The sequence below is a fragment of the Polaromonas jejuensis NBRC 106434 genome (assembly GCF_001598235.1).
Taxonomy (GTDB): domain Bacteria; phylum Pseudomonadota; class Gammaproteobacteria; order Burkholderiales; family Burkholderiaceae_C; genus Polaromonas; species Polaromonas jejuensis.
Genome location: NZ_BCYO01000012.1, coordinates 18,008 through 40,107, shown reverse-complemented (window position 1 = coordinate 40,107; position 22,100 = coordinate 18,008). Strand labels below are relative to the sequence as shown.

General features: G+C 66.3%; 18 protein-coding genes. 6 read left to right on the top strand and 12 right to left on the bottom strand.

Annotated elements, in window-relative coordinates; genetic code table 11:
- Positions 1–4 precede the first annotated feature (4 nt).
- The 3 genes from PJE01S_RS14545 to PJE01S_RS14535 all read left to right on the top strand — a co-directional run bounded on the left by PJE01S_RS14545 (position 5) and on the right by PJE01S_RS14535 (position 3,746).
- Complete coding sequence (locus tag PJE01S_RS14545) at positions 5–1,450, top strand: amidohydrolase family protein (protein WP_068834357.1); 1,446 nt, start codon at positions 5–7, stop codon at positions 1,448–1,450.
- A gap of 10 nt (positions 1,451–1,460) precedes the next feature.
- Positions 1,461–2,663, top strand: a complete 1,203-nt coding sequence (locus PJE01S_RS14540) for an amidohydrolase family protein (protein ID WP_068834356.1) — start codon at positions 1,461–1,463, stop codon at positions 2,661–2,663.
- A gap of 66 nt (positions 2,664–2,729) precedes the next feature.
- Complete coding sequence (locus PJE01S_RS14535) at positions 2,730–3,746, top strand: Bug family tripartite tricarboxylate transporter substrate binding protein (protein ID WP_068834355.1); 1,017 nt, start codon at positions 2,730–2,732, stop codon at positions 3,744–3,746.
- A 213-nt stretch (positions 3,747–3,959) separates the two neighbouring features.
- Here PJE01S_RS14535 and PJE01S_RS14530 read toward each other — a convergent pair whose 3' ends face one another.
- From PJE01S_RS14530 to PJE01S_RS14495, 8 genes are all read right to left on the bottom strand, one after another.
- Entirely contained in the window at positions 3,960–4,778 is an 819-nt protein-coding gene (locus PJE01S_RS14530) for a M55 family metallopeptidase (protein WP_068834354.1), read from the bottom strand.
- Positions 4,775–5,863 (bottom strand): DmpA family aminopeptidase, encoded by a 1,089-nt coding sequence (locus PJE01S_RS14525; protein ID WP_174548546.1) that lies wholly within the window; start codon positions 5,861–5,863, stop codon positions 4,775–4,777. Before PJE01S_RS14525 ends, PJE01S_RS14530 begins: the two co-directional genes overlap by 4 nt.
- A 15-nt stretch (positions 5,864–5,878) precedes the next feature.
- Positions 5,879–6,784 (bottom strand): glutathione ABC transporter permease GsiD, encoded by a 906-nt coding sequence (gene gsiD / locus PJE01S_RS14520; protein ID WP_068834353.1) that lies wholly within the window; start codon positions 6,782–6,784, stop codon positions 5,879–5,881.
- Between the two features lie 7 nt (positions 6,785–6,791).
- The gene (gene gsiC, locus PJE01S_RS14515) at positions 6,792–7,712 is read right to left on the bottom strand and encodes a glutathione ABC transporter permease GsiC (protein ID WP_068834352.1); all 921 of its coding nucleotides are present in this window, start codon (positions 7,710–7,712) and stop codon (positions 6,792–6,794) included.
- Positions 7,713–7,802: 90 nt separating this feature from the next.
- Positions 7,803–9,365, bottom strand: coding sequence for a glutathione ABC transporter substrate-binding protein GsiB (gsiB, locus tag PJE01S_RS14510; RefSeq protein ID WP_068834351.1), 1,563 nt, complete (start codon positions 9,363–9,365; stop codon positions 7,803–7,805).
- Between the two features lie 35 nt (positions 9,366–9,400).
- A complete protein-coding gene (locus PJE01S_RS14505) occupies positions 9,401–11,281 on the bottom strand; it encodes a dipeptide ABC transporter ATP-binding protein (RefSeq protein WP_068834350.1) in 1,881 nt (626 codons plus the stop codon).
- A 71-nt stretch (positions 11,282–11,352) separates the two neighbouring features.
- Positions 11,353–12,339 carry an isoaspartyl peptidase/L-asparaginase family protein gene (locus PJE01S_RS14500; protein WP_068834349.1) on the bottom strand — a complete coding sequence of 329 codons (987 nt, stop codon included), beginning with the start codon at positions 12,337–12,339 and terminating at the stop codon, positions 11,353–11,355.
- Positions 12,336–13,304, bottom strand: coding sequence for a MurR/RpiR family transcriptional regulator (locus tag PJE01S_RS14495; protein ID WP_068834348.1), 969 nt, complete (start codon positions 13,302–13,304; stop codon positions 12,336–12,338). The genes PJE01S_RS14500 and PJE01S_RS14495 overlap by 4 nt, the downstream gene beginning before the upstream one ends.
- Before the next feature lie 411 nt (positions 13,305–13,715).
- On the opposite strand from PJE01S_RS14495, the gene PJE01S_RS14490 reads away from it, so the two are divergent.
- Positions 13,716–14,129: a VOC family protein gene (locus tag PJE01S_RS14490; protein ID WP_068834347.1), complete on the top strand. Its 414-nt coding sequence runs from the start codon at positions 13,716–13,718 to the stop codon at positions 14,127–14,129.
- Positions 14,130–14,138: 9 nt separating this feature from the next.
- Here the strand turns inward: PJE01S_RS14490 and PJE01S_RS14485 are convergent, their stop codons facing one another.
- On the bottom strand, positions 14,139–15,485 hold the full coding sequence (locus PJE01S_RS14485; RefSeq protein WP_068834346.1) for a D-amino acid dehydrogenase: 1,347 nt from the start codon (positions 15,483–15,485) through the stop codon (positions 14,139–14,141).
- 105 nt (positions 15,486–15,590) lie between these two features.
- Between PJE01S_RS14485 and PJE01S_RS14480 the strand changes: the two genes are divergently transcribed.
- Positions 15,591–16,505 carry a LysR family transcriptional regulator ArgP gene (locus PJE01S_RS14480; protein WP_068834345.1) on the top strand — a complete coding sequence of 305 codons (915 nt, stop codon included), beginning with the start codon at positions 15,591–15,593 and terminating at the stop codon, positions 16,503–16,505.
- A 56-nt stretch (positions 16,506–16,561) separates the two neighbouring features.
- On the opposite strand, the gene PJE01S_RS14475 is transcribed toward PJE01S_RS14480, so the two are convergent.
- The 3 genes from PJE01S_RS14475 to PJE01S_RS14465 are packed head-to-tail and all read right to left on the bottom strand — an operon-like array spanning position 16,562 to position 18,262.
- Positions 16,562–17,131 (bottom strand): YceI family protein, encoded by a 570-nt coding sequence (locus PJE01S_RS14475; RefSeq protein WP_068834344.1) that lies wholly within the window; start codon positions 17,129–17,131, stop codon positions 16,562–16,564.
- Positions 17,132–17,156: 25 nt separating this feature from the next.
- Positions 17,157–17,720, bottom strand: a complete 564-nt coding sequence (locus tag PJE01S_RS14470) for a YceI family protein (RefSeq protein WP_068834343.1) — start codon at positions 17,718–17,720, stop codon at positions 17,157–17,159.
- Complete coding sequence (locus tag PJE01S_RS14465) at positions 17,717–18,262, bottom strand: cytochrome b (protein WP_281178608.1); 546 nt, start codon at positions 18,260–18,262, stop codon at positions 17,717–17,719. Before PJE01S_RS14465 ends, PJE01S_RS14470 begins: the two co-directional genes overlap by 4 nt.
- A 155-nt stretch (positions 18,263–18,417) precedes the next feature.
- Between PJE01S_RS14465 and PJE01S_RS14460 the strand changes: the two genes are divergently transcribed.
- Positions 18,418–22,092 carry a GAF domain-containing protein gene (locus PJE01S_RS14460; RefSeq protein WP_068834342.1) on the top strand — a complete coding sequence of 1,225 codons (3,675 nt, stop codon included), beginning with the start codon at positions 18,418–18,420 and terminating at the stop codon, positions 22,090–22,092.
- The last annotated feature ends 8 nt before the right edge of the window (positions 22,093–22,100 follow it).

Below are 22,100 nucleotides of genomic sequence, written 5' to 3'. Positions count from 1 at the left end.
CCCCATGATTGAAAACATAGACCTTTTGATAGAGCACGGCACCGTCATCAGCATGGACGCCGAGCGCCGCGTCATTGAAGACGGCGCCGTGGCGGTGAAGGCCGACCGCATTGTGGCCGTCGGCAGCACGGCTGAACTGCGCGCGCGCTACACGGCGACCAAGACCATCAACGCCTACCGCAAGGCGGTGCTGCCGGGCCTGATCGACAGCCATGCCCATGCCGGGCACGGCATGCTGCGCACCATGGGCGCGGGCGACCCCAATGCCTGGATGGACGCCTGCGCCGTGATCTACACCTCGGCCTCGGATGAGCAGTTCTGGCGCGCCGAATCGGCCATGACTTCGCTGGAACGCCTCAAGGCGGGCGTGACCACGGGCGTGTCGCTGTTTGGCGGCGGCGACTCCGTCATGCGCGTGGACGATCCCAAATACGCCAGGGCGCATTGCGATGCGGTGGCGCGCGCCGGCACGCGTTCGGTGGTGGCCGTCGGCCCCTCGCGGCCCGGAGGGCCCAAGCGCTATGTGGACTGGGCCAGCGAACCGCCCAGCTCGCGCGACATCGATGCAGCCACCATGCTGGAGGTCTGGAAGCAGATCATCGATGAGAACCACGGCCGCGCCGACGGCCGGCTGAACATCGCCGTGACCCTGCCGGTGTTTGCGCCCATGCACGAGCCGGATCATGTCCTGCTGCGCGAGGAGTTTCACCGTCAGGCCAGGGATTATTTCGGCCTGGCCAGGCAGCGCGGCCTGACCTTCACGCAGGACGGCCACCGCAGCGGCACGCTGGCGCTGGCGCACAGCGAACTGGGCCTGCTGGGCCCCACGTCCTTCATGTCGCACAGCATTGACCTGACCGAAGAAGACATTGCCGTGACCAAGGGTACCGACACCCGCATCGTGCACAACCCCAGCGCCATCATGTCGATACGCGGCCGCTGCCCGGTGCCTGAGCTGATTGATGCGGGTGTAGTCGTGGCGATGGGCTCCGATGGTTCGGCCCCCGACCGCGGCTACGACATGTTCCGCCACATGTCCCAGTGCATGCATTACCACCGCCGGCATTTCCGCGACGCCGGTGTGCTGCCGCATGGCAAGGTGCTGGAGATGGTGACGATTGACGCTGCCCGTGCGCTGTCCATGGCGCATGAGATTGGCTCGCTGGAAGCCGGCAAGAAGGCCGACATCATCCTGGTGGACCTGTTCAAGCCGCATCTGATGCCGCTCAACATGCCGGTCTACCGCGTGACCTGTTTTGCCAACGCCGCCGATGTGAGCACCACCATCGTCAATGGCCGCATCCTGATGGAAGACCGCCAGCTGCTGAGCGTCAACGAGAGCGAGATTCTGGAAGAGGTGAATGAGGCCGCCGAGCGCATGCTGGACCGCAGCGGGCTGCGCCACCTGACCGAGTCGCCCGCCCGCCTGTGGGGCGCCAGCCATTATTGAAGGATTGGCTATGCAAGATCTGCTGATACGGGGCGCTCGCCCCTGGGGCGGCCAGACCGCCGATATTGTTGTGAGGGATGGCCGCATCGCCGCAATAGGCCCCGATCTTCCGGCCGCACCGGGGGCGGAGATTGTGGACGCCCGTGGCTGCCTCGCCATTCCCGGCCTGGTGGATGCGCACGCCCATATCGACAAGACGCTCTGGGGAACGCCCTGGCATCCGCATCAGGCCGGCCCCAGCCTGATGGACAAGATCAACAACGAGCGGCAGGTGCTTGCCGGTCTCGGTCTGTCACCCGAAGTCCAGAGCGCCCGGCTGCTCAGGCGCCTGGTCGCCTGCGGCACCACCCATGTGCGCACCCATGTCGATGTGGGGCCCGACGTCGGTCTGACGCACCTGCACGGCGTCCAGGCGATGCGCGACAAGCATAGAGACTGGATAGACATTGACATCGTGGCCTTCCCGCAAACCGGCGTGATGATACGGCCCGGCACCCTCGACCTGCTGGAGCAGGCCGCACGCGACGGCGCCGAAGTGATAGGCGGACTCGATCCCGTGGGCGTCGACCGCGACCCCAAGGGCCAGCTCGACGGGATCTTCGCCATTGCCGGCCGGCACGGTTGCGGCGTCGACATCCACCTGCATGACCGCGGCGATCTGGGGGCGGTGACGGTGGAAATGATTGCCGAGCGTACCCGCAGCCTGGGTCTGGCCGGCAAGGTCGCGATCAGCCACGCGTTCTGCCTGGGCGGCGTAGAGCCTGCGCGCCTGGAATCCCTCATCGCACTGCTGCTGGAAAACGACATCGCGATCATGACCCACGCGCCGGCGGGTCCCACCCCCTTCCCGCCGATACGCCTGCTGCACGAACGCGGTGTGCGGCTGTTCTCGGGTTCGGACGGCATTCGCGATACCTGGAGTCCACTCAACAACGGCGACATGCTGGAGCGCGCCTTCCTGCTGGCCTACCGCAGCGGATTCCGCGACGACCCGGGCATTGAAGTCGCCCTGCGCATGGCCACCTATGGCGGCGCGCAGGTGATGAGCGTGGCGGACTATGGCCTGACGGTCGGATCGGCCGCCGACCTGGTGCTGGTCGAGGCCGAGACCGCTTCCGAGGCCGTCGCCTACCATCCGCCGCGCCGGCTGGTGCTCAAGCGCGGCCGCGTGGTCGCCCGTGACGGGCGCGCCCTGTTGCCCGACAGCGAGTGACCCGGCAAATCGAGCCACCCGCTTCTCCATTTATCTCCACACTCACGCCAACCTGAAAGGCATTTCGTGTCATCTGCGTCATCTCTTGTTCAATCCAAACGTCACGTGCTGATCCGCGCCTGCGCGCTCGCGACCCTGACGGTCGTCCCGGCTCTGACCGGCCTGTCCCACGCGCAGCAATGGCCGGGCCAGAAGCCCATCACCATGGTGGTGGGTTTCCCTGCCGGCGGCAGCGCCGACATGATTGCGCGCACCATTGCCGAGCCGCTGGGCAAGCGCCTGGGCACGCCGGTCGTGATCGACAACGTCAGCGGTGCGGGCGGTACCATCGCCGGCCAGAAGGTGGTCAATGCCGCACCCGACGGCTACACCCTGTTCATGGCCTCGGGCAGCGAGGTGTCGATTGCCCGCTTGTTCAACCCGGCCGTCAAATACAACGGCGAGACCGACTTCACGGCCATAGGCCTGGTGGGCGATGTGCCGCTGGTGCTGGTGGCCAGCCCCAGGTCCGGCCTCAAGACCGCGCAGGAGGCGCTGGCGAAGGCCAAGCGTGACCCGGGCGCGCTGAGCTATGCCTCCTCCGGTGTTGGCACCGTGCTGCATGTGGCCGGCGAGTTGTTCAACCAGAAAGCGGGAACCCGCATCACGCATGTGCCTTACCGCGGTGCTTCACAGATGGCGATCGACGTGGCCGGCGGCAGCATAGAACTGGCGTATTTCATGACGCCCACGGCCTTGCCGCACATCGAGACCGGCAAGATGGTGGCGCTGGGCGTGACCACCCCGGGCCGTTCCCGCGCGGCGCCGCAGATTCCCTCGCTGTCGGAAACCCCGGCGCTCAAGGGCTTTGACATCAGCCTGTGGAACGGCCTGTTTGGCCCCGCCAAAATGCCGCCTGCCATCACGGCGCGCCTGAACAAGGAGCTCAATGAGGTCTTGCGCGAACCTGCCGTCTGGCAGAAGTTGCAAAAAGCCGGCGTTGAAACCCAGGGCGGCACGCCCCAGGCGCTGACGCAGCGCATCCGCGACGAAGTCAAGCGGGTGCAGGGCATCGCCCCCGCGGCCATGAAGGGCAGCAGCTAAAAGCGGGGCTTGCCGCTGCAGCGACGGAGCGCGTAACAAGCGCTCTATCCACGAGCACCAAAGGGAAGGCCGCTGTATGCGGCCTTCGTTTTTTTGGCTGATTTTTTAATAAAACAAGCCTCTAGCCCAATGAGGGCGGGTACAGATGGCTATAAAAATTATAGCTAATGGCGTGTCGACCAGCACGCCTGGACTGGCCACCGCGGCGCGGCGTCAGCGCAGCATGCTCGACATGGCCGACAGGCAGTTGAGCATGCGCACGGCGGCCTCCACCGTGGGCGCGGCAAAGCCGACTGCGTCGCCGCCCAGGCGCTCCAGGCTGGGCCACTGGCAGAACAGGTCGGCCAGCGCCGGCGTCTGGGTCTGCAGGCGCACGCTGATGGGGCCGGGCAGCACCAAGGGGCGGACGCTGCCGCGCTCGGCCAGCGCTGCCGCCACGCCAGCGCGGATGGCGCTGCAGGCCTGCGCCGGCGACAGGCTGATGCCGCTGGTCTGGCCGGTGGCGCGCTTGGTCTGCACAAAGGTGGTGTGCGGGAACAGGGGCCGGTGTTCTGCTATGAACACATCATCGCCGCTGGCCATGACCACCGGCACGCCATATTCGCCGGCCAGCGCGCCATAGATGCCGGCCTCGCCCAGCTCCTGCTCATTGAAGTAGACGCGCGTAAAGGCAAAGCTGTTGATGGTGTGCGCCAGAATGCCGCGGCCCTGGGCCCGCGAGTGGTAGCCAATCATGCAGACGGCATCCACGCCCTGATCGACGCCGGCCATCATGCTCAGGTAGCGGGGCTTGCCCATGACGGCCTGGGCGCGCGCATCCAGAAGCTCGGCCGGCATGTTGCGAAAGCCGCCGTGCGAATCGTTCACCAACACTTCGCTGGCACCGGCCTCGAAGGCGCCGGCGATCGCGGCATTGGCCTCGTGCGTCATCAACAGGCGGGCGCGCTCGTACTCGGGGTTGCCGGCGCGTACCTGCTCATGGTGGAAAACGCCGGCAACGCCTTCGATATCGGTGGAAATCAGGATCTTCATGGTGTATTCGTCGTGGGTTGAGGGACGGCGCCTGGCCAGTCGGGCAGCAGGTCGGCCAGCGCGCGGCGCTGGTGGCCGTTGCGGCCGGTCACGGCGCGGGCGCGGCACAGGGCGTGAACAATCGCCTGCTCGGTGCTGTCGGCCACGGCCTGAAACAGCCCGTCGATCAGGCCGTCATGCAGCATGGCCAAGGCCGGCATGGGGGCGTCGGCTTGTTGCGGAATCGTGTACGCGGTGGAAAAGGCCAGCGCAATATCGCCGCTGCCGTGGCCGAACACCGAACCGGTGCGGGCCAGGCCGGCGCCGGCGCGCAGCGCCAGCCGGCGCAACTGGCGCGCATCGAGCGGCGCATCGGTGGCGATCAGCAAAATGATGGAGCCTTTTTCGGCCTCGTCGGCGTCCGGGCCCGATGTCTCGGCCAGCCTGTCGGCCAGTTGGGCGCCCAGCGCCTGGCCGGCCAGGCGCAGCTGCGGCAGCTTGCCGTAATTGGCCAGCACCAGCGCGCCCACCGTGTGTTCGCCGCCGCTGGCGGCGGGGACGCGGCGCGAGGCCGTGCCTATGCCGCCCTTGAGGCCAAAGCTGGACATGCCGCGCCCGGCGCCTACCGAGCCTTCCTCCACATCGACGCCGGCCTGCGCGCAGGCCTGCAGGTAATGCTGCCCGGTGATGGCCAGGCGCTGGATGTCGTTGAGAAAACCGTCGTTGCATTCAAACACCAGCGGATTGACGGTGGGCAGGCTGCGGCCGGTTTCGGGGTTGGCGACGATGCACTGGCGGATTTGCGCCGTGGCTACGCTGGCGACCGAAAAGGTGTTGGTCAGCGCAATCGGCGTTTCCAGAACGCCCAGTTCTTCGACCTGCACCAGTCCCACACTCTTGCCGAAGCCGTTGAGCACGACCGCGGCCGCCGGCACCCGGTCACGAAACAGGTCGCCGCCATGCGGGCGGACCACCGTCACGCCGGTCTGCACCTCTTGCGCATCCAGCGTGCAATGGCCCACGGTCACGCCGGCCACGTCGGTGATGGCATTGCGCGGCCCTGGCGGCAGGCCGCCGATGTGGGGCAGCAGAGGGCGGGGAATCATGAAGCGGCTTTCCTGTTACAGGCGGTCAATCTTGGGATCCAGCGCATCGCGCAGGCCGTCGCCCAGCAGGTTGAAGGCCAGCACCGTCAGGAAAATCGCCAGGCTGGGAAACAGCGCCACATGCGGCGCGTTGACCATGTCGGCGCGCGCTTCGTTGAGCATGGCGCCCCATTCGGGCGTGGGCGGCTGCGCCCCCATGCCGAGGAAGGACAGGCTGGCCGCCGTGATGATGGAGGTGCCCACGCGCATGGTGAAGTACACGACGATGGACGAGATCGTGCCCGGCAGGATGTGGCGCGTGATGATGGTCCAGTCGTTCGCGCCGATGCTCTGCGCCGATTCGATGTACGTCATGCGCTTGAGCACCAGCGTGTTGCCGCGCACCAGCCGCGCGAAGGCCGGCACGCTGAACACTGCCACGGCGACGACCACGTTGGTCATGCTGCTGCCCAGGATGGCCACCACGCCCAGCGCCAACAGGATGCCGGGAAAGGCGAGCAGCACGTCGGACATGCGCATCACGATGCGGTCCCACCAGCCTTCGTAGTAGCCCGCCATCAGGCCCAGCGACGTGCCGATGACGCAGCCGATCAGCACCGAGAAGAAGCCCGCGGCCAGCGAGATGCGCGCACCCATCAGGATGCGGCTGAAGATGTCGCGCCCGAGCGGGTCCACGCCGAACCAGTGCAGGGCCGACGGGCTTTCGTTGAGGCGGTCGTAGTCGAAGTAGTTCTCGGCGTCGAAGGGCACGAGAACCGGCGCCAGCACGGCCACCAGCACCAGCAGCACCACGAACACCAGCGCGGCCACCGCCACGTGCTGCTTCTTGAACTTGCGCCAGAACTCGCGCCAGGGCGTGCGCACCGCGTCCGGCGCGGTGGCGGCAACAGCGGCGGGGGAGGAGAGGGAAGGTGTGGTCATGCGGCGTTCACTTGTAGCGGATGGTGGGATTGATGAAGCCGTAGAGCACGTCCACCACCAGGTTGATGAGGATGAACTCCAGCGAGAACAGCAGCACCAGCGCCTGGATCACCGGGTAGTCGCGCATGGTCACCGCGTCCACCAGCAGACGGCCGAGGCCCGGCCAGTTGAAGACCGCCTCCACCACGATGGAGCCGCCCAGCAGAAAGCCGAACTGCAGGCCCATCATCGTGATCACCGGGATCAGCGCGTTGCGCAGGCAGTGCTTGAGCACCACCACCCGCTCGTTCAGCCCCTTGGCGCGCGCGGTGCGCACGAAGTCCTCTTGCACCACCTCGACGAACGAGGCGCGGGTGAAGCGTGCCATCACCGCCGCCACCGCGGCGCCCAGCGTGATGGAGGGCAGGATGTAGTGGATCCAGCTCGACGCGCCCACCGTCGGCAGCCAGCCCAGCTGCACCGAGAAGATCTGCATCAGCACCATGCCGAGCGCGAACGCGGGAAACGAGATGCCGGACACCGCCAGCGTCATGCCCAGCCGGTCCGGCCACCGGTTGCGGTACACGGCCGAGATGATGCCGATGCCCATCCCGGCGACGACCGACCAGGCCATGCTGGTGAGAGTGAGCAGCAGCGTGGGCATGAAGCGTTCACTGATCTCCGCCGACACCGGGCGGCTCGTGCGGATCGACTTGCCGAAGTCGCCCTGCACCATGCGCGAGAAGAAATGCACGAACTGCTCGGGCAGCGGCTTGTCCAGGCCCAGCTCCTGGCGCACCAACGCCACCGTGGTCTCGTCGGCGTCCTGCCCCGCCGCCAGGCGCGCGGGGTCGCCGGGCAGCATGTGGACAAACAGGAACACCAGTACCGCAACGATCAGCAGGGTGGGCAGGAGCCCCAGCAGTCGTTTGAGAAAGTAGTTCAGCATGGGTGTAGGGTGTAGGGTGTAGGGTGTCGGGTGTCGGGGGATTCGCTCCCTCTCCCACCTGTGGGAGAGGGCTGGGGTGAGGGCAACGCCTTACTTCAGCGCGATTTCGTCGCTGTTGATGTTGCCGTCGGGCATCACGTAAACGCCGGACAGGCGCTTGGCGTGGGCGTAGAGCACGTCCTCCGTCACCAGCGGAATGCGCGGCAGGTCCTTGGCGAGCTGCTCCTGCGCGGTCTTGTAGAGCGCAGCGCGCTCGGCGCCGTTGGTGGTCAACAGCGCCTTGGCGATGGATTGATCCACAACCGGGTTGCTGTAGAAGGCATAGTTCGCCAGCTTGGGAGCCCAGGACTCGGTGGAGAACAGCGGGCGCAGCGCCCAGTCGGCTTCGCCGGTGGAGGACGACCAGCCGATGTAGTACAGGCGCGCCTTGGCGGTTTTCGGGTCGGGCCAGGCGTCAACCATTTCGGTGCGCTGGCCTGGCTCCAGCGCTTGCACCGACACCTTGATGCCGACCTGCTGCAGTTGCTGCTGGATGAACTGGATCACCTTCTGACTGGTGGTGTTGTTGTAGCCGCTCCACAGCGTGGACTCGAAGCCGTTGGGGTAACCCGCTTCCTTCAGCAGCTCCTTAGCCTTCTGTACGTTGTAGGGGATGGGCTGCATCTTCACCGCGTATTCCACGCCCTGCGGCACAAAGCCCTGGGCCGCGAAGGCATGGCCGCTGAAAGCCACCTTGGCCAGCGCATCCTTGTTGATGGCGTAGCCGATGGCTTCGCGCACCTTGGGGTTGTCGAAGGGCTTCTGCAGCATGTTGAACGTCAGGAAGCGCTGGATGATGGATGGCGCGGACACCACCTCCACCTTATCGCTCTTCTTGAGCGTGTCGATCTGCTCGTAGGGCAGCGTGAAGGCGAAGTCGGCCTCGCCCGTCTGCAGCATGGCGGCGCGGGTGTTGTTCTCCGTCACCGGCTTCCAGGTGACCTGGTCAACCTTGGGGTAGCCCTTCTTCCAGTAGCCGGCGAACTTCTTGCCGACAATGGCTTCGGTCTGCTTCCACTCGACGAACTCGAAGGGGCCGGTACCCACGGGGTGGAAGGCGATGTCCTTGCTGCCCCACTTCTGCAGCGCGGCGGGCGAGATGATGGCGGCCGATGCGTGGGCCAGTGCGTTGACGAAGGGGCCGAAGGGCTCCTTGAGCGTGATGCGCAGCGTCTGCGCGTTCACCGCCTCGACCTTGGCGACGCGGTTGAACTGGTTGGCGCGCAGCAGGCGGTTGGCCGGGTCCATCACGCGGTCCAGGTTGGCCTTGGCCGCGGTGGCGTTGAAGTCGGTGCCGTCGTGGAACTTGACGCCCTGGCGCAGCTTGAAGGTGTAGACCAGGCCGTCCTTGGACACTTCGTAGCTCTCGGCCAGCACGTTCTTGACTTTCATGTCCTTGTCGAACGCAAACAGGCCTTCGTAGAAGCTCTTGGTCACAGCCGTGGTGATGGTCGTGTTGGTGTTGTAGGGGTCCAGCGTTTCGGGCTGCTGGTAGATGGCCAGTACGGCATTGCCCGCAGCCAGCACGGAGCCGGATGCGGCGATGGCGGCCAGCGCCAGCAGGCTCTGCGCAATGCGGCGGGTGGATGGACGGGTGGAAGCTGTTGTCTTCATGGGTGAACTCCTGGTTGAGAAAAAAGGCTGGGAAATCAGGCGGCCTGCGGCGCCACGAAATGCTCGGGCCCTACCTGCACCATCGGCGGCACCACGGGCTCGTCGCCCACGGCGCGGATGGGGCTGGGGATTTCGCCTTCCAGCAAGGCGCGCTTGAGGTGCCGGCGTGCCGGATCGGCAATCGGCACGGCAGCCATGAGCTTTCGGGTGTAGGGGTGCTGCGGGTTTTCGAAGAGGGCGCGGCGTGGCCCGATCTCGACGATGCGGCCCAGGTACATCACGGCCACGCGGTGGCTGATGCGCTCGACCACGGCCATGTCGTGCGAGATGAAGAGGAAGGCCACGCCCAGCTCGCGCTGCAGGTCGAGCATCAGGTTGACGATCTGCGCCTGGATGGACACGTCCAGCGCCGACACCGATTCGTCGGCCACCACCACCTTGGGGTTGAGCACCAGCGCGCGGGCGATGGCGATGCGCTGGCGTTGGCCGCCCGAGAACTCGTGCGGGTAGCGCTGCGCATGCTCGCGCGGCAGGCCGACTTTTTCCAGCAGCCAGTCCACGCGGGCCTGCGCCTCTTCGCGCGTGCCGATCTTGTGCACCAGCAGCGGCTCCATGATCGAGAAGCCCACGGTCAGGCGCGGATCCAGCGACGCGAACGGGTCCTGGAAGATGAACTGGATGTCGCGGCGCAGCGACTGCACTTCGCTGCGCGGCAATTCGAGGATGTTGCGGCCGCCGAATTCAATCGCACCGCTCTGGCTCTCGACCAGACGCAGCAGCGAGCGGCCGGTGGTGGACTTGCCGCAGCCCGACTCGCCCACCAGCGCCAGCGTTTCGCCGGGGTAGAGGTCGAAGCTCACCTGCTCCACCGCATGCACGCGGCGCGTGACCTTGTTGAGCAGGCCCGAGCGCAGGTCGAAGCGCGTGACCAGGTTCTTCACCCGCAGAATGGGTTGCGCCCCGGCGGGGCGGGTATCGACCGGCGTGGATTCGGCCGCCAGGGTGCTGCCATCGATGCGCAGCAGCTCGAAGGGGCGCGGCAGGTCGGTGCCCTGCATGGCGCCCAGCTTGGGCACGGCCGAGAGCAGTGCGCGCGTGTAGGCGTGCTGCGGCGCAGCGAAGACCTGGTCGGACAGCCCTTCCTCCACCTTGTCGCCGCGGTACATCACCAGCACGCGGTCGGCCACTTCGGCCACCACGCCCATGTCGTGGGTGATGAACATGACGCCCATGTGCATCTCGTCCTGCAGCTGGCGGATAAGCTGCAGGATCTGCGCCTGGATGGTCACGTCCAGCGCCGTGGTGGGCTCGTCGGCGATCAGCAGTTGCGGCTTGCACGACAGCGCCATGGCGATCATCACGCGCTGGCGCATGCCGCCCGAGAGCTGGTGCGGGAAACGGTCGAGCACGTTGCGCGCTTCGGGAATGCGCACCAGCTCCAGCATGCGCAGGGCTTCGGCGCGGGCGGCCGTGCGGTCCATGCCCTGGTGCTCGCGGATGGACTCGGCGATCTGGTCGCCCGCGGTGAACACCGGGTTCAGCGAGGTCATGGGCTCCTGGAAGATCATGGCCACGTCGGCACCGCGCATGGACCGAAGGGTGGCGTTGTTGGCCTTCACCACGTCCAGTACCTGACCGTTGCGGCGACGCAGCGCCACCGAGCCGCCCACGATCTTGCCGCCGCCATGCTCCACCAAGCGCATCAGCGCCAGCGAGGTGACGGACTTGCCCGAGCCCGATTCGCCCACGATGGCCAGCGTTTCACCGCGGTCCACATGGAAGGAGAGCTTGCGCACCGCATCGACCGTGCGCTCGGAGGTGGTAAAGCGCACCGACAGATCGTTGACGGCCACGACCCGGTTGTCGGGCAGGTACAGGGCGCTGGGTTGAGAGGCTTCGGCCACGATGGATTGCATTGCGCTGCGCTTTGTGTGTGGAGGTGTGTAGAGGTGCGTAGAAAAGGCAAGGACTGTGCCGCAGACGGCGATCAGCGAAAAATCGCGGTATGCGCGGCTTCGCCGACGCGGGCCCAGCCGCGGTACATGCCTTCGGTGTTGAAGGGCAGGCTGAGGTTGCCCTGGGCATCGACGGCGATCAGGCCGCCCCGGCCATTGAGGGTGGGCAGCACGTCCATCACCACCTGCTGCGCCGCCGCCTTCAGCGACTGGCCGCCGTAGGCCATGCGCGCGCAGAGGTCGTAGGCGGCTGCCGTGCGTATGAACATTTCGCCGGTGCCGGTGCAGGACACGGCGGCCGTGCGGTTGTCGGCATAGGTGCCGGCGCCTATCAGCGGCGTGTCGCCGACGCGGCCGGGCCGTTTGTTGGTCATGCCGCCGGTGGAGGTGGCGGCGGCCAGGTTGCCGTGCGCATCGAGTGCGACCGCGCCCACGGTGCCGAATTTGCGGCCCTCATCGAGCGGCGCCGCGTCGGCTGTGGACTGCTGAAACACCAGGGCCGCGCCATCGTGGTCCAGCAGCGCCTTGTCGCTGGCCAGCGCGCGGTGCAGCTGCGCGCGGCGGGCCTCGGTGGAAAAGTAGTCGGGCGAGACCATTTCCAGCCCCTGGCCCTGGGCGAAGGCTTCGGCCCCGGCGCCCACCAGCAGCACATGCTCGCTGTGCTCCATCACGGCACGGGCGGCGCGCAAGGGGCGGCGCACGCGGCTCACGCAGGCGACCGCGCCGGCGCGCAGGCTGGCGCCGTCCATCACGGCGGCATCCAGCTCATGGGTTTCGTCATGGGTAAAGACAGAACCATGGCCGGCATTGAAGAGCGGGCAGTCTTCCAGCAGGTCAACCGCCAGGCTGACGGCATCCAGCGCGCTGCCGCCATCGGCCAGCAATTGCTGGGCGGGCAACAGGATGCTTTGCAGGGCGGCATGGTAGGCCGCGTCCTGCTCGGCGCTGATGTGGCTGCGGCTCATGGTGCCGGCGCCGCCGTGGATGGCGATGAGGGGAAGTGGCCTGGATGGTGTCATTGGGGGGTCTTGGGGGCTTTGGATGCTTTGGAAGTGGCGCGGTCCTGGCGGGACACCGTCGCCGCGTCATCAGGCAAGGCGCGCAGCCGGTCGGAGTGGTTGCCGTGCAGCCAGGGCAGCACCGATTCGGCCAGTTGCGCCGCCGCCTTGAGCGATCCCTTGGCGCGGTGGGCGACCGCGCTGCACAAGGCTTCGATCAGCGCCAGCACCGTGGCCTCGGAGTTGGCGAAATACTGGCTCTCGGTTTGGGCGTAGAGGGCGACGCTGGCCAGCGGCGCCAGCGGCGACGTCACGCGGTCGGTCAGCGCCAGCACCGGCACACCGGCGTCGCGCGCGCGGCCCGCCAGCAAAACGGTGTCGGCAACATAGCGCGGGTAGGCAATGGCGATCAGCAGGTCCGTGGGCTGCAGGCGCGTCAGGACGCGTGCACCGTAGGACGAGCTCTCTATGCTGGCCAGCAGCTGGACGTTGTCGCAATACAGGTCCAGGGTGCGCTGCAGCAAGCCGCCCAGCCAGCTGCTGGCGCCATAGCCAATGATGCAGATGCGACGCGCCTTCAGGATGGCCTCGACGGCCTGCTCGCAGCTGTGGGCGTCGAGCGACTGCCGCGTCAGCTCGATGTTGCGCTGGCTTTCCGCCAGGGCGCTGGCAAAGACGTCGGCGGCGGTGGCCGGGTGCTCCAGCTTGCTGCGCAGTTTTTCGACCGGCGCCAGCGTGGTTTCAAAGCCCCGCACCAGCGCCGCGCGGAACTGCGGATAACCGTCAAATTCCAGCGCCCGGGCAAAACGGTTGGCCGTGGCGATCGACACGCCCAGGGTGGCGGCCAGCTCGTCAATCGGCATGGTGGCCGCCTGCAGCGGATGCGCCAGCACGTAGTCGGCCATTTGCCGGTGCGAACGCGTCAGCGTCGGCAGCAGACGTGCAATGCGCTGCGCCATCGAGGGGTTGCCGGGAAATGTCGCCATGGCTTGTTGAACAGGGTTAAGGAAATTGCAATGTATAAAAATTTACAAAGTAATTCATGATAGCGAAATATTTAATCATTTTGGCGGTTTATCCGACACGGGATGTAGGTACTAACCAGCGGATGGCGCCTGCTGCGGCAGGGTTTTTTGGGGCGATGAGGGCCGTCCTGGGGTGTTGGCGCGCGCCTTGCCGGCGCCGCTTCCGGATGGCTGGATCGAGGGTGAAAAGAGGCGCTTTGCCTTATGAAGTGGTCGTAAATGGCTATCAAAGTAATAGCAATCTGCCGCTGCGGGATGATCTGCGGCGCGGTCCGGCGAGCGCGCCGGGCTTGCCTCAGGCGCTCAAAAAGGCCGCGACATGCCAGAATTATTGGCCTTCATTCCCCTTCATGCGCGGAGCCGCCTTTCACCATGATCCAGATTCGCGAGATTGATCACATCGTCCTTCGCGTGGTGGACTTGCCGCGCATGCTGCGCTTTTACACGGCGGTGCTGGGTTGCACGCTGGAGCGCCGGCAGGACGAGATCGGCCTGGTGCAGCTGCGCGCCGGGCGTTCGCTGCTGGACCTGGTGCCGGTGGACGGCCCGCTCGGGCGCGCCGGCGGTGCGGCGCCCGGCAGGCAAGGGCGCAACGTGGATCATTTTTGCTTTCGCGTCGAGCCCTTCGATGCCGGGGCGATCCATAGGCATCTGGCGGCTGCGGGCGTGACGGCCGGCCCGGTGGCGTCCCGCTACGGCGCCGAAGGCGAGGGGCCGTCTATCTACCTCGAGGACCCCGAGGGCAATACCGTGGAGCTGAAGGGCCCGGCCGGGCCGGTCGTCTGAGCAAGCCCCTCAGGCGGCCTGGATTTTCAGCCGGCCCTGGGGGCGGTCTATCCCGTAAAAACCGAAGTTCATGGCCGGGGTTTCGCCGCTGATCAGCTCGGCCATGGCCTTGCCCGAGCCAGCGCCATGGGTCCAGCCCAGGGTGCCATGGCCGGCGTTGACCCACAGGCGGCCGACTTTCGTGCGGCCGATGTAGGGGATGTTGGTCGGCGTGGCGGGCCTGAGGCCGGTCCAGAAATTGGGCGTGCCGCCTTCTTCTTCGAGCCGGGTGTCGCAGACGCCAGGCAGCACGCTTTCAATGCGCTCGGCCAGCATCTTGCAGCGGGCCCTGGCCAGCGGCGTGTCCAGCGACAGGTTGTAGCCGCCTATCTCTATGGTGCCGGCCACGCGCAGGGTGTTGCCGAGCCGGCTCATGGCGCACTTGACCTCGTCGTCAATGGTGCTGACGAAGGGGGCGAGCTCGGGCTGCAGCAGCTTGAAGGTCGCGCTGTAGCCCTTGCCCGGGTAAATCGGCAGGTTGACGCCGACGCTGCGCAGCAGCGGTGCGCTGTACGAACCGCAGGCCACCACCACCTGGTCCGCCTTCAGGCGCGTGAGTGGGGCTTGATTTTGGTCTCCAGCCCTTTCAGCACGGGCGCGGACAGCTATTGATTCAATAGCGCCTCCGACTTGCTCCAGGCGCTCGATATCGTGGTTGTACAGAAAGCGGGCACCGCGTTCGGCGCAGCGCCGGGCCAGCGCCTGCGTGAAGGTGCGGGCATCGCCGCTTTCGTCGCTGGCGGTGTAGGTGCCGCCGACGATGCGGTGGGCAAAGGACTTGAAGGCGGGCTCTATGGCCAGCAGTTCGGCCGTGCTGACCACGCGGCGCGCCACGCCATACTTGCGCATCAGGGCGGCCGCGTCGCCGGCCGTGTCAAACGATTTCTGGTCGGTGTAGTAGTGCGCAATGCCGCGCTCGAGCCGGTTGTATTCGATGCCGGTGGCGCTGACCACCTCCTTGAGGGCGGTGTGGCTGTATGCCCCGAGCGCCACGATTTGCTGCACATTGCGCTCAAACGCGGCGTCATTGCACTGGCCCAGGAACTGCAGGCTCCAGCGCCATTGCTGCCAGTCCAGCTGGGGCCGGAACAGCAGCGGCGCCTGCTTGTCGAACATCCATTTCAGGGCCTTCAGCGGCGCGTCCCGGTTGGCCCAGGGTTCGCAATAGCTGACGGAAATCTGGGCGGCGTTGGCAAAGCTGGTTTCCTGCGCCGCGTCGGGTTGCCGGTCCACGATGGTGACCTCATGGCCGCGCTCCAGCAGATGCCAGGCGGTGCTCACGCCAATAATGCCCGCGCCCAAAACAACAACTTTCATGGCAGTCCCTTTCTAGGGGCCAGTGTGCGGGATGTTGCGCGCGATGAATAGAGAAATTAAACTGTTTGTGAAATCATCAGTAAAGCTAATACAAGGAGAGCCCGCATGAGCAGCTACGATCCTGACGCGCTCGAGTGCCTGGCAGCCATTGTGGAAGAGGGCGGTTTCGAGCGCGCGGCGCGGCGCCTGTCGATCACGCAGTCGGCGGTGTCGCAGCGTTTGCGGGCGCTGGAGTCTCAGGTCGGCACCGTGCTGATCGTGCGCAGCCGGCCGCTCAGGCCCACTTCCGCCGGGCAATTGCTGCTCAAGCACACCAAGATGCTGCGCCTGCTGCGCGTCGACCTGGAGCGCGACCTGAAAGAGCTGGCCCCCAGTTCTCTGGGCGGGGTTAGGGAGGACGAGCGCATCTCGATCGCCATCAATGCCGACAGCATCGCCACCTGGGCCATGCCGGCCCTGACCGGACTGGCGCAGCAAGGCCTGCCGCTGGAGATCATTGCCGACGACCAGGATTTCACCCATGAGTGGCTGCGTGAAGGCCAGGTGCTGGGCTGCGTGACCACGCTCAAGCAGGCCCTGCGCGGCTGCAAGGTGGTGGCCCTGGGCGCCATGGAGTATGTCGCGGTGGCGGCGCCGGCGCTGGTGGCGGACCGGCTGGCTTCGGCCGTGCTGACGGCGCACAACTTCCGCGAGCTGCCTTTTGTGGCCTTCAACCGCAAGGATGATCTGCAAAGCGAGTTTGTCGGCAAGGCGGTGGGGCTCAAGCGGGTGACGCTCAACCAGCTGTTTGTGCCTTCGTCCGAAGGCCAGGTGCGTGCCGTCCTTGCCGGGTGGGGCGCCAGCGTGGTGCCCCGGGTGCTGGTCCAGCCCCTGGTTGACGAGGGCCGCTTGCTCAATCTGGCGCCGGCCTGCGTCCTGCCGGTGCAGCTGTACTGGCATTGCTGGAACCTGGAGTCCGAAGTGCTGGACGCGCTGACGGCGGCGCTCAAGCAATCTTCGGCACGCTCACTGTTGACCTGATTCCATTTCTACTTCAACGCGACGGGTCGCCGCCCCGCCTGGCCGTGCTGCAGCCTTCAGTGTTTGAGGGCCTCCATCGAGACATACAGCGTGATCTCGTCGCTGATCAGCGGCACATATTTGGCCAGGGCGAAGTCGCTGCGCCTGATCTTTCCGGTGGCATTGAGGCCGCAGGCCGGCTTTTGCAGCAGCGGATGCATCATGCATTTGAAGTGGGTCACTTTCAGGGTCAGGGGTTTGGTGATGCCCTTGATGGTCAGGTCCCCCTCGGCGGCCGTGACGTTGTCCAGCAGGTCAAAACTGAGGCGCTCCGACTTGAAGCGGATGAGCGGAAACTGGTTGGCGTCAAAAAACGCTTCGCTCTGCAGGATCTGGTTGAAAAAGCGGGAGCCGGTGCTGACCGACTTGACATCAACGCTGACCTCCACGCTGCCGACCCGCTGCGCTAGGTCCAGGCTGACGGTGGCGCTCACCTTGTCGAAACGGTCGCGCTGAAAGCTGTAGCCGATGTGGTTGAACTCGAAAAAGGCAAAGGTGTGATCGGGATCGGATTCGTACACATCGGCCGCCAGTGCCGTGCCCAGGGACAGGCTGCAGAGGAGCAAGGCTGAGCATTGTTTTTTCATGGCTTGTTCCTGTTGTTCGCCCCGCCTACGGGCTCAGCACCAGATGAAACTGCACCGTGACCTCGTTGGCCACCACGCCGACATCGCCCCACAGGCCTTCGCCGACCTTGAAATCCAGGCGCTTGAGCACAAAACTGCCCTCCATCACGGCCTGCCTGCCGCTGGCCTTGAGCAGCGTGCCGAAGGCCATGGGCTGGCTGCTGCCCTTGATGCTCATCACGCCGCTGACCTGGAAGCGGCCCGTGCCCAGGGGCTGGATCTGGCGCAGCTCGAACCGGGCCTCGGGATGGCGCTTGACGTCGAACCATTGCGCGCCCACGGCCTCCTCGTTGGCCTCCCGCAGGCCGGTGTCTATGCTGGACAGGGCGATGCGCAGCTGGCCCCTGGCCTGGGCCGGCGCCTCGGGGTTGAAGGCCAGGCTGGCGTCAAAGCTGCGGAACTCGCCATCCACCGGAACGCCCATTTGCCGCGAGGTGAAATGGATGTAGCTGCCGGTCCGGTCCATCTGCCGGTATTCGGTGGCCTGCACGCCTGTCCCCGGCAGCAACAGCCAGGGCAGGACCAGGGCAAGGGGGGCAGGGGTTTTCATGCGTCGCCCCCGGTGAGCCGGAACATCCGGCCCAGCAGGCCGTCGCGGTCTATGAACTGGTGCTTGAGCGCGGCCGCCACATGCAGGCCCACCAGGCCCAGCAGGGCATAGTTCAGGAGGCGGTGCAGCGCTTCCAGCAAGCTTCCCAGGGCTTCGTTTCTGGCCACCGCGTCGGGCAGAGGCCACAGGCCCAGGAAGACCGTCGTGACGCCCTTGGCCGAACTCATCAGCCAGCCCGACACCGGGACGGCGGCCATGAGCAGATACAGCAGCAGATGATTGGCGTGCGCCGCGGCCTGCTCCCAGGCCGGCGTGCCGGCGGGCAGGCGCGGCGGCGCATGCAGGCAGCGCCAGACGATGCGGGGCAGCAGCAGCGCCGCGACCGTGACCCCTATCCACTTGTGATAGGAATAAAGGCGCAGCTTGAAGGGACTGAGCGGCAGGCCCACCATGTAGAGCCCGAGGGAGAAGCCGGCCACCATGAGCAGGGCCATGGCCCCGTGCAGGATCATGGCGGTACGGGTGTAACCGGTTGGCTGCAAGCTGCTCTCCAGGGGCCTGTGTGACCCGCAATCTGCATTGTGGTTCCACTTTTGCGGCCAAGGCAAGCCCATTTACAATGCGTGCCTGTCCTCGCCCTCCGTCGGGCCGATGTGTGCATGACGCTGCATCGCAGTGAAAGGCACAAGGTCTTGAAATGCTGAGTTGGCTGGGGCTTCGTTCCCGTTTGGTTTTACTGGTGCTGCTTGCCTTGCTGCCGGTATTTGGCCTGCTTGCCTACTCTGCGTCGCAAAGCCGGAAAACCGCTTTTCAGCTGGCGGAGTCCAGCCTCCAGTCGCAGGCCCTGCTGGTGGCGGCGCACCAGCAGCGGCTGGTGGACATGACCCACGAACTCCTCAATGGCGTCGCCAGCGCGACTTATGTCAAGAGCGTAGCCCCGGCTTTGTGCGGGCAGCATCTGAAAAACCTGCTCGCGGAGCACCCTGAGTTCACTAATCTGGGCGTGGCCGGGCTGGACGGTCAATTGGTCTGCGATGCGCGCGGAATAGGCCGCCAGGCCCAGGTCGGGGACAGGCTTTATTTCCGGCAGGTGCTGGAGGGGCGAAGTTTTGCGGTCGGCCGGTATGCCGCCGAGCCTCGCAGTGGGCTGCCCGGACTCGGCTTTGCCGTGCCGGTGCACAACCCTGCCGGTCAATTGGGCGGGGTGGCATTTGCCGTGCTGGGGCTCCCGGGGTTGAGCACCCCCCTGGGGAGTCTGCCCATCAGCCTGCCGGGCCTGGACCTGGCCGTGCTGGACGGCCAGGGCACGGTGCTGGCCGCTCACCCCGCGCAACCCTCCTGGCTGGGCCGGCCGCATCCGGACGCGGCCGTGCAGCGGGCCGTGCAAATGCGGCAGCCGGGCGTACTGAATGCCGAAGACGCCGAGGCGGTTCAACGCATCTACGCCTTTGCGCCGGTCCCGGGCGGTGAAGGCCAGGGGCTGTTTGCGGCCCTCCGCATGCCGCACGAGCTGGTGGCTGCGCAAAGCCGCGACACCCTGGCCATTGAGTTGCTGGCCCTGCTGGGCATGATGCTGTTTGGCGTGGCCTGCGCCTGGTGGATGGGTAACCGCCTGATCGTCAATCCCGCCAGGGCGATTTTGAAAGAGGCCAACGAGGTCGCCGCGGGCAATCTGGCGGCGCGCATCAGGCTGGGTCCCTTGTACCAGGGCGAATTCGGCGAGATCGGGCGGTCCTTCAACCGCATGGCCGGGTCCCTGCAGGCGCGGCAGGACGAGCTGGATGCGGCCCTGCGCCATGCCTGCAAGGAGCAGGCGTGGCTGGACCTGATCCTCAACAGCATGAGCGAAGGCGTGATCGCCACCGACGCCGAGGGGCGCATTCAGCTGTTCAACGCCAGCGCCCGCCAGCTCTATGTCGCCCCCGAGATCGGCTCATTGCTGGAGGACTGGCGCGGGAACCATGAACTGCGCAGGCTGGACGGAAGCCCTCTTCATCCGGGTTCGGCCCGGCCCCTGCAAAAGGCCCTGCGCGGCACCCGCATCGATAACCAGGAGGTGCTGCTCTGCCGGCCCGGCGCCGAAGACCGGATTTTGAGCATGAGTACCCGGCCGTTGCGCGATGCCGACCAGCAGGTGCTCGGAGGCGTGGCGGTCTTCAATGACATCACCGAGCGCAAGGCGGCAGAAAGTTTTGCCCTGGCGCAGGAGCAGGTGCTGACCTTGATTGCGGGCGGTGGGCCCTTGTCGCAGTCCCTTGACGCCATTGGGCGGCTGATAGAACAAAGCACGCCGCTCAATCTGTGTTCGATCCTGCTGGTGGACGGGCAGCAATTGCGCCATGGTGCAGCGCCCAGCCTGCCGGAGCGTATTGTCCAGGCGCTTGACGGGTTGCCGATTGGCGATGGTGCGGGCGCCTGCGGCACGGCCGCGTTCCGCAAGGCGCCAGTGGTGGTTGAAGACAGCGAGTGCGATCCCCTGATGCGGGATGACCGGGAACTGCTCAGAGAACACGATCTGCGCGCCTGCTGGTCCGCCCCCGTGATAGCCGGCGACGGCGAAGTGCTGGCCACGTTCGCGATGTACCGCCGCCATCCCGGCAAGCCCGAGGCCAGGGATCTGGCGCTGATCGCCACCGCGACGCGCCTGGCCCGCATTGCGCTGGAGCGCGCGCGCGCCGAGGCGGCGCTGGTCCGCACCCATAGGGCCCTGCAAATGCTGAGCCGCTCCAGCATGGCGATGAACCGCATGGAAGACGAAGCCCGCCTGCTGGCCGAAGTTTGCCGTGTGGCCGTTGAGGTGGGGGGCTATCGCCTGGCCTGGGTCGGTTATGCGCGGGACGATGCGCGCAAGAGCATCGAGCCCATGGCCCATGCGGGCGACGAGCGAGGCTACCTGGCGGCCCTCCAGTTGAGCTGGCGGGAAGATCCCGAGACCGGCCTGGGCCCGGCGGGGCGAGCCATTCGCACTGGCGAGCCACAGCATATCGGCGACGTCAGCCGCGGCGACCGCCATTTTCACCGGCCCGAGCTGGCCCTGCAGCGGGGCTTCCGGCGTGCCATCTGTCTGCCCTTGCGCGAGGGCTCCAGCAGCTTTGGCGTGCTGTATCTTTACGCGGGGGAAATGCAGCATTTCCATGCCGATGAAGTCAAGCTCCTGCAGGAGCTTGCCGACAACCTGGCGTTTGGCATCAGCAGCCTGCGCGCCCGGGGCGAGCGCCACCGGAGCCGGGAGGCGGCGCGTCTTGCGGCCATCAAGCTGGGTGAACAGGCTTCGCTGCTCGACCGGGCCCAGGACGCCATCATGGTGCGCAACCTGGACGGCACCCTGCGTTTCTGGAATCGCGGCGCCGAGCGCCTGTACGGCTGGACGGCCGAAGAGGTGCTGGGCAAAACCATGGCGGAGGCGATGTACCGCGATCCGCAGGAGCTCACCGCCGCCATGCGCCAGACCCTGGGCAATGACTGGACCGGCGAGCGGGAGCAGCTGGCCCGGGACGGCTCGGTCGTGTTTGTCGAGATGCGGTCTACCGCGGTGCGTGATGAGCAGGGGCAGGTCAACGGCGTGATGAGCATCAACACCGACATTCGGGAGCGCAAACGGGCGCACGAAGAAATCCTGAGCCTCAACGCCGGCCTCGAAGAGCGGGTGAGGCAGCGCACGGCGCAGCTGGAGTTTGCCAACAAGCAGCTGGAGTCTTTTTCCTATTCGGTGTCGCACGATTTGCGCACGCCGCTCAGCGCCATTGACGGATTCAGCGACCTGCTTGAAAAGACCATGGCCAAGGCCGACCCGGGTCCGCTGGTGGAGCGCGGCCGGCATTACCTCGCGCGCATACGCGCCGGGGTGTCGCAAATGGGCGAGCTGATTGACGCCATGCTCTCGCTGGCGCAAGTCTCGCGCTCCAGTCTGCGCTGGGAGCCGGTAGACCTCAGCGCGCAGGCCGCAGCCCTGCTGAGCGCCTACCAGGAGCGCGAGCCCGGCCGGTTGGTCAGGCTGCATGTCGAGGCCGGACTGGTGGCGCAAGGCGATCCGCGGCTGCTCCATCTGGTGCTCGACAACCTGCTGGGCAATGCCTGGAAATTCAGCGCCGGGCAGGACTGTGCCGAGATCAGCCTGGCGCATGAAACGGGCAGCGCCGGCGAAACGATTTTTTTCGTCCGGGACAACGGCGCGGGCTTTGACATGGCCTATGCCGAAAAGCTGTTCGGACCCTTCCAGCGCCTGCATTCACAGTCTGAATTCGCCGGCACCGGGATAGGGCTGGCCACGGTGCACCGGATTATTGAGCGGCACGGCGGCCGGATCTGGTCCGAATCCGCCCCGGGCAAGGGCGCGACGTTCTACTTCACCCTGGGGCTGAGCCGGCTTTAAAAAAGCAG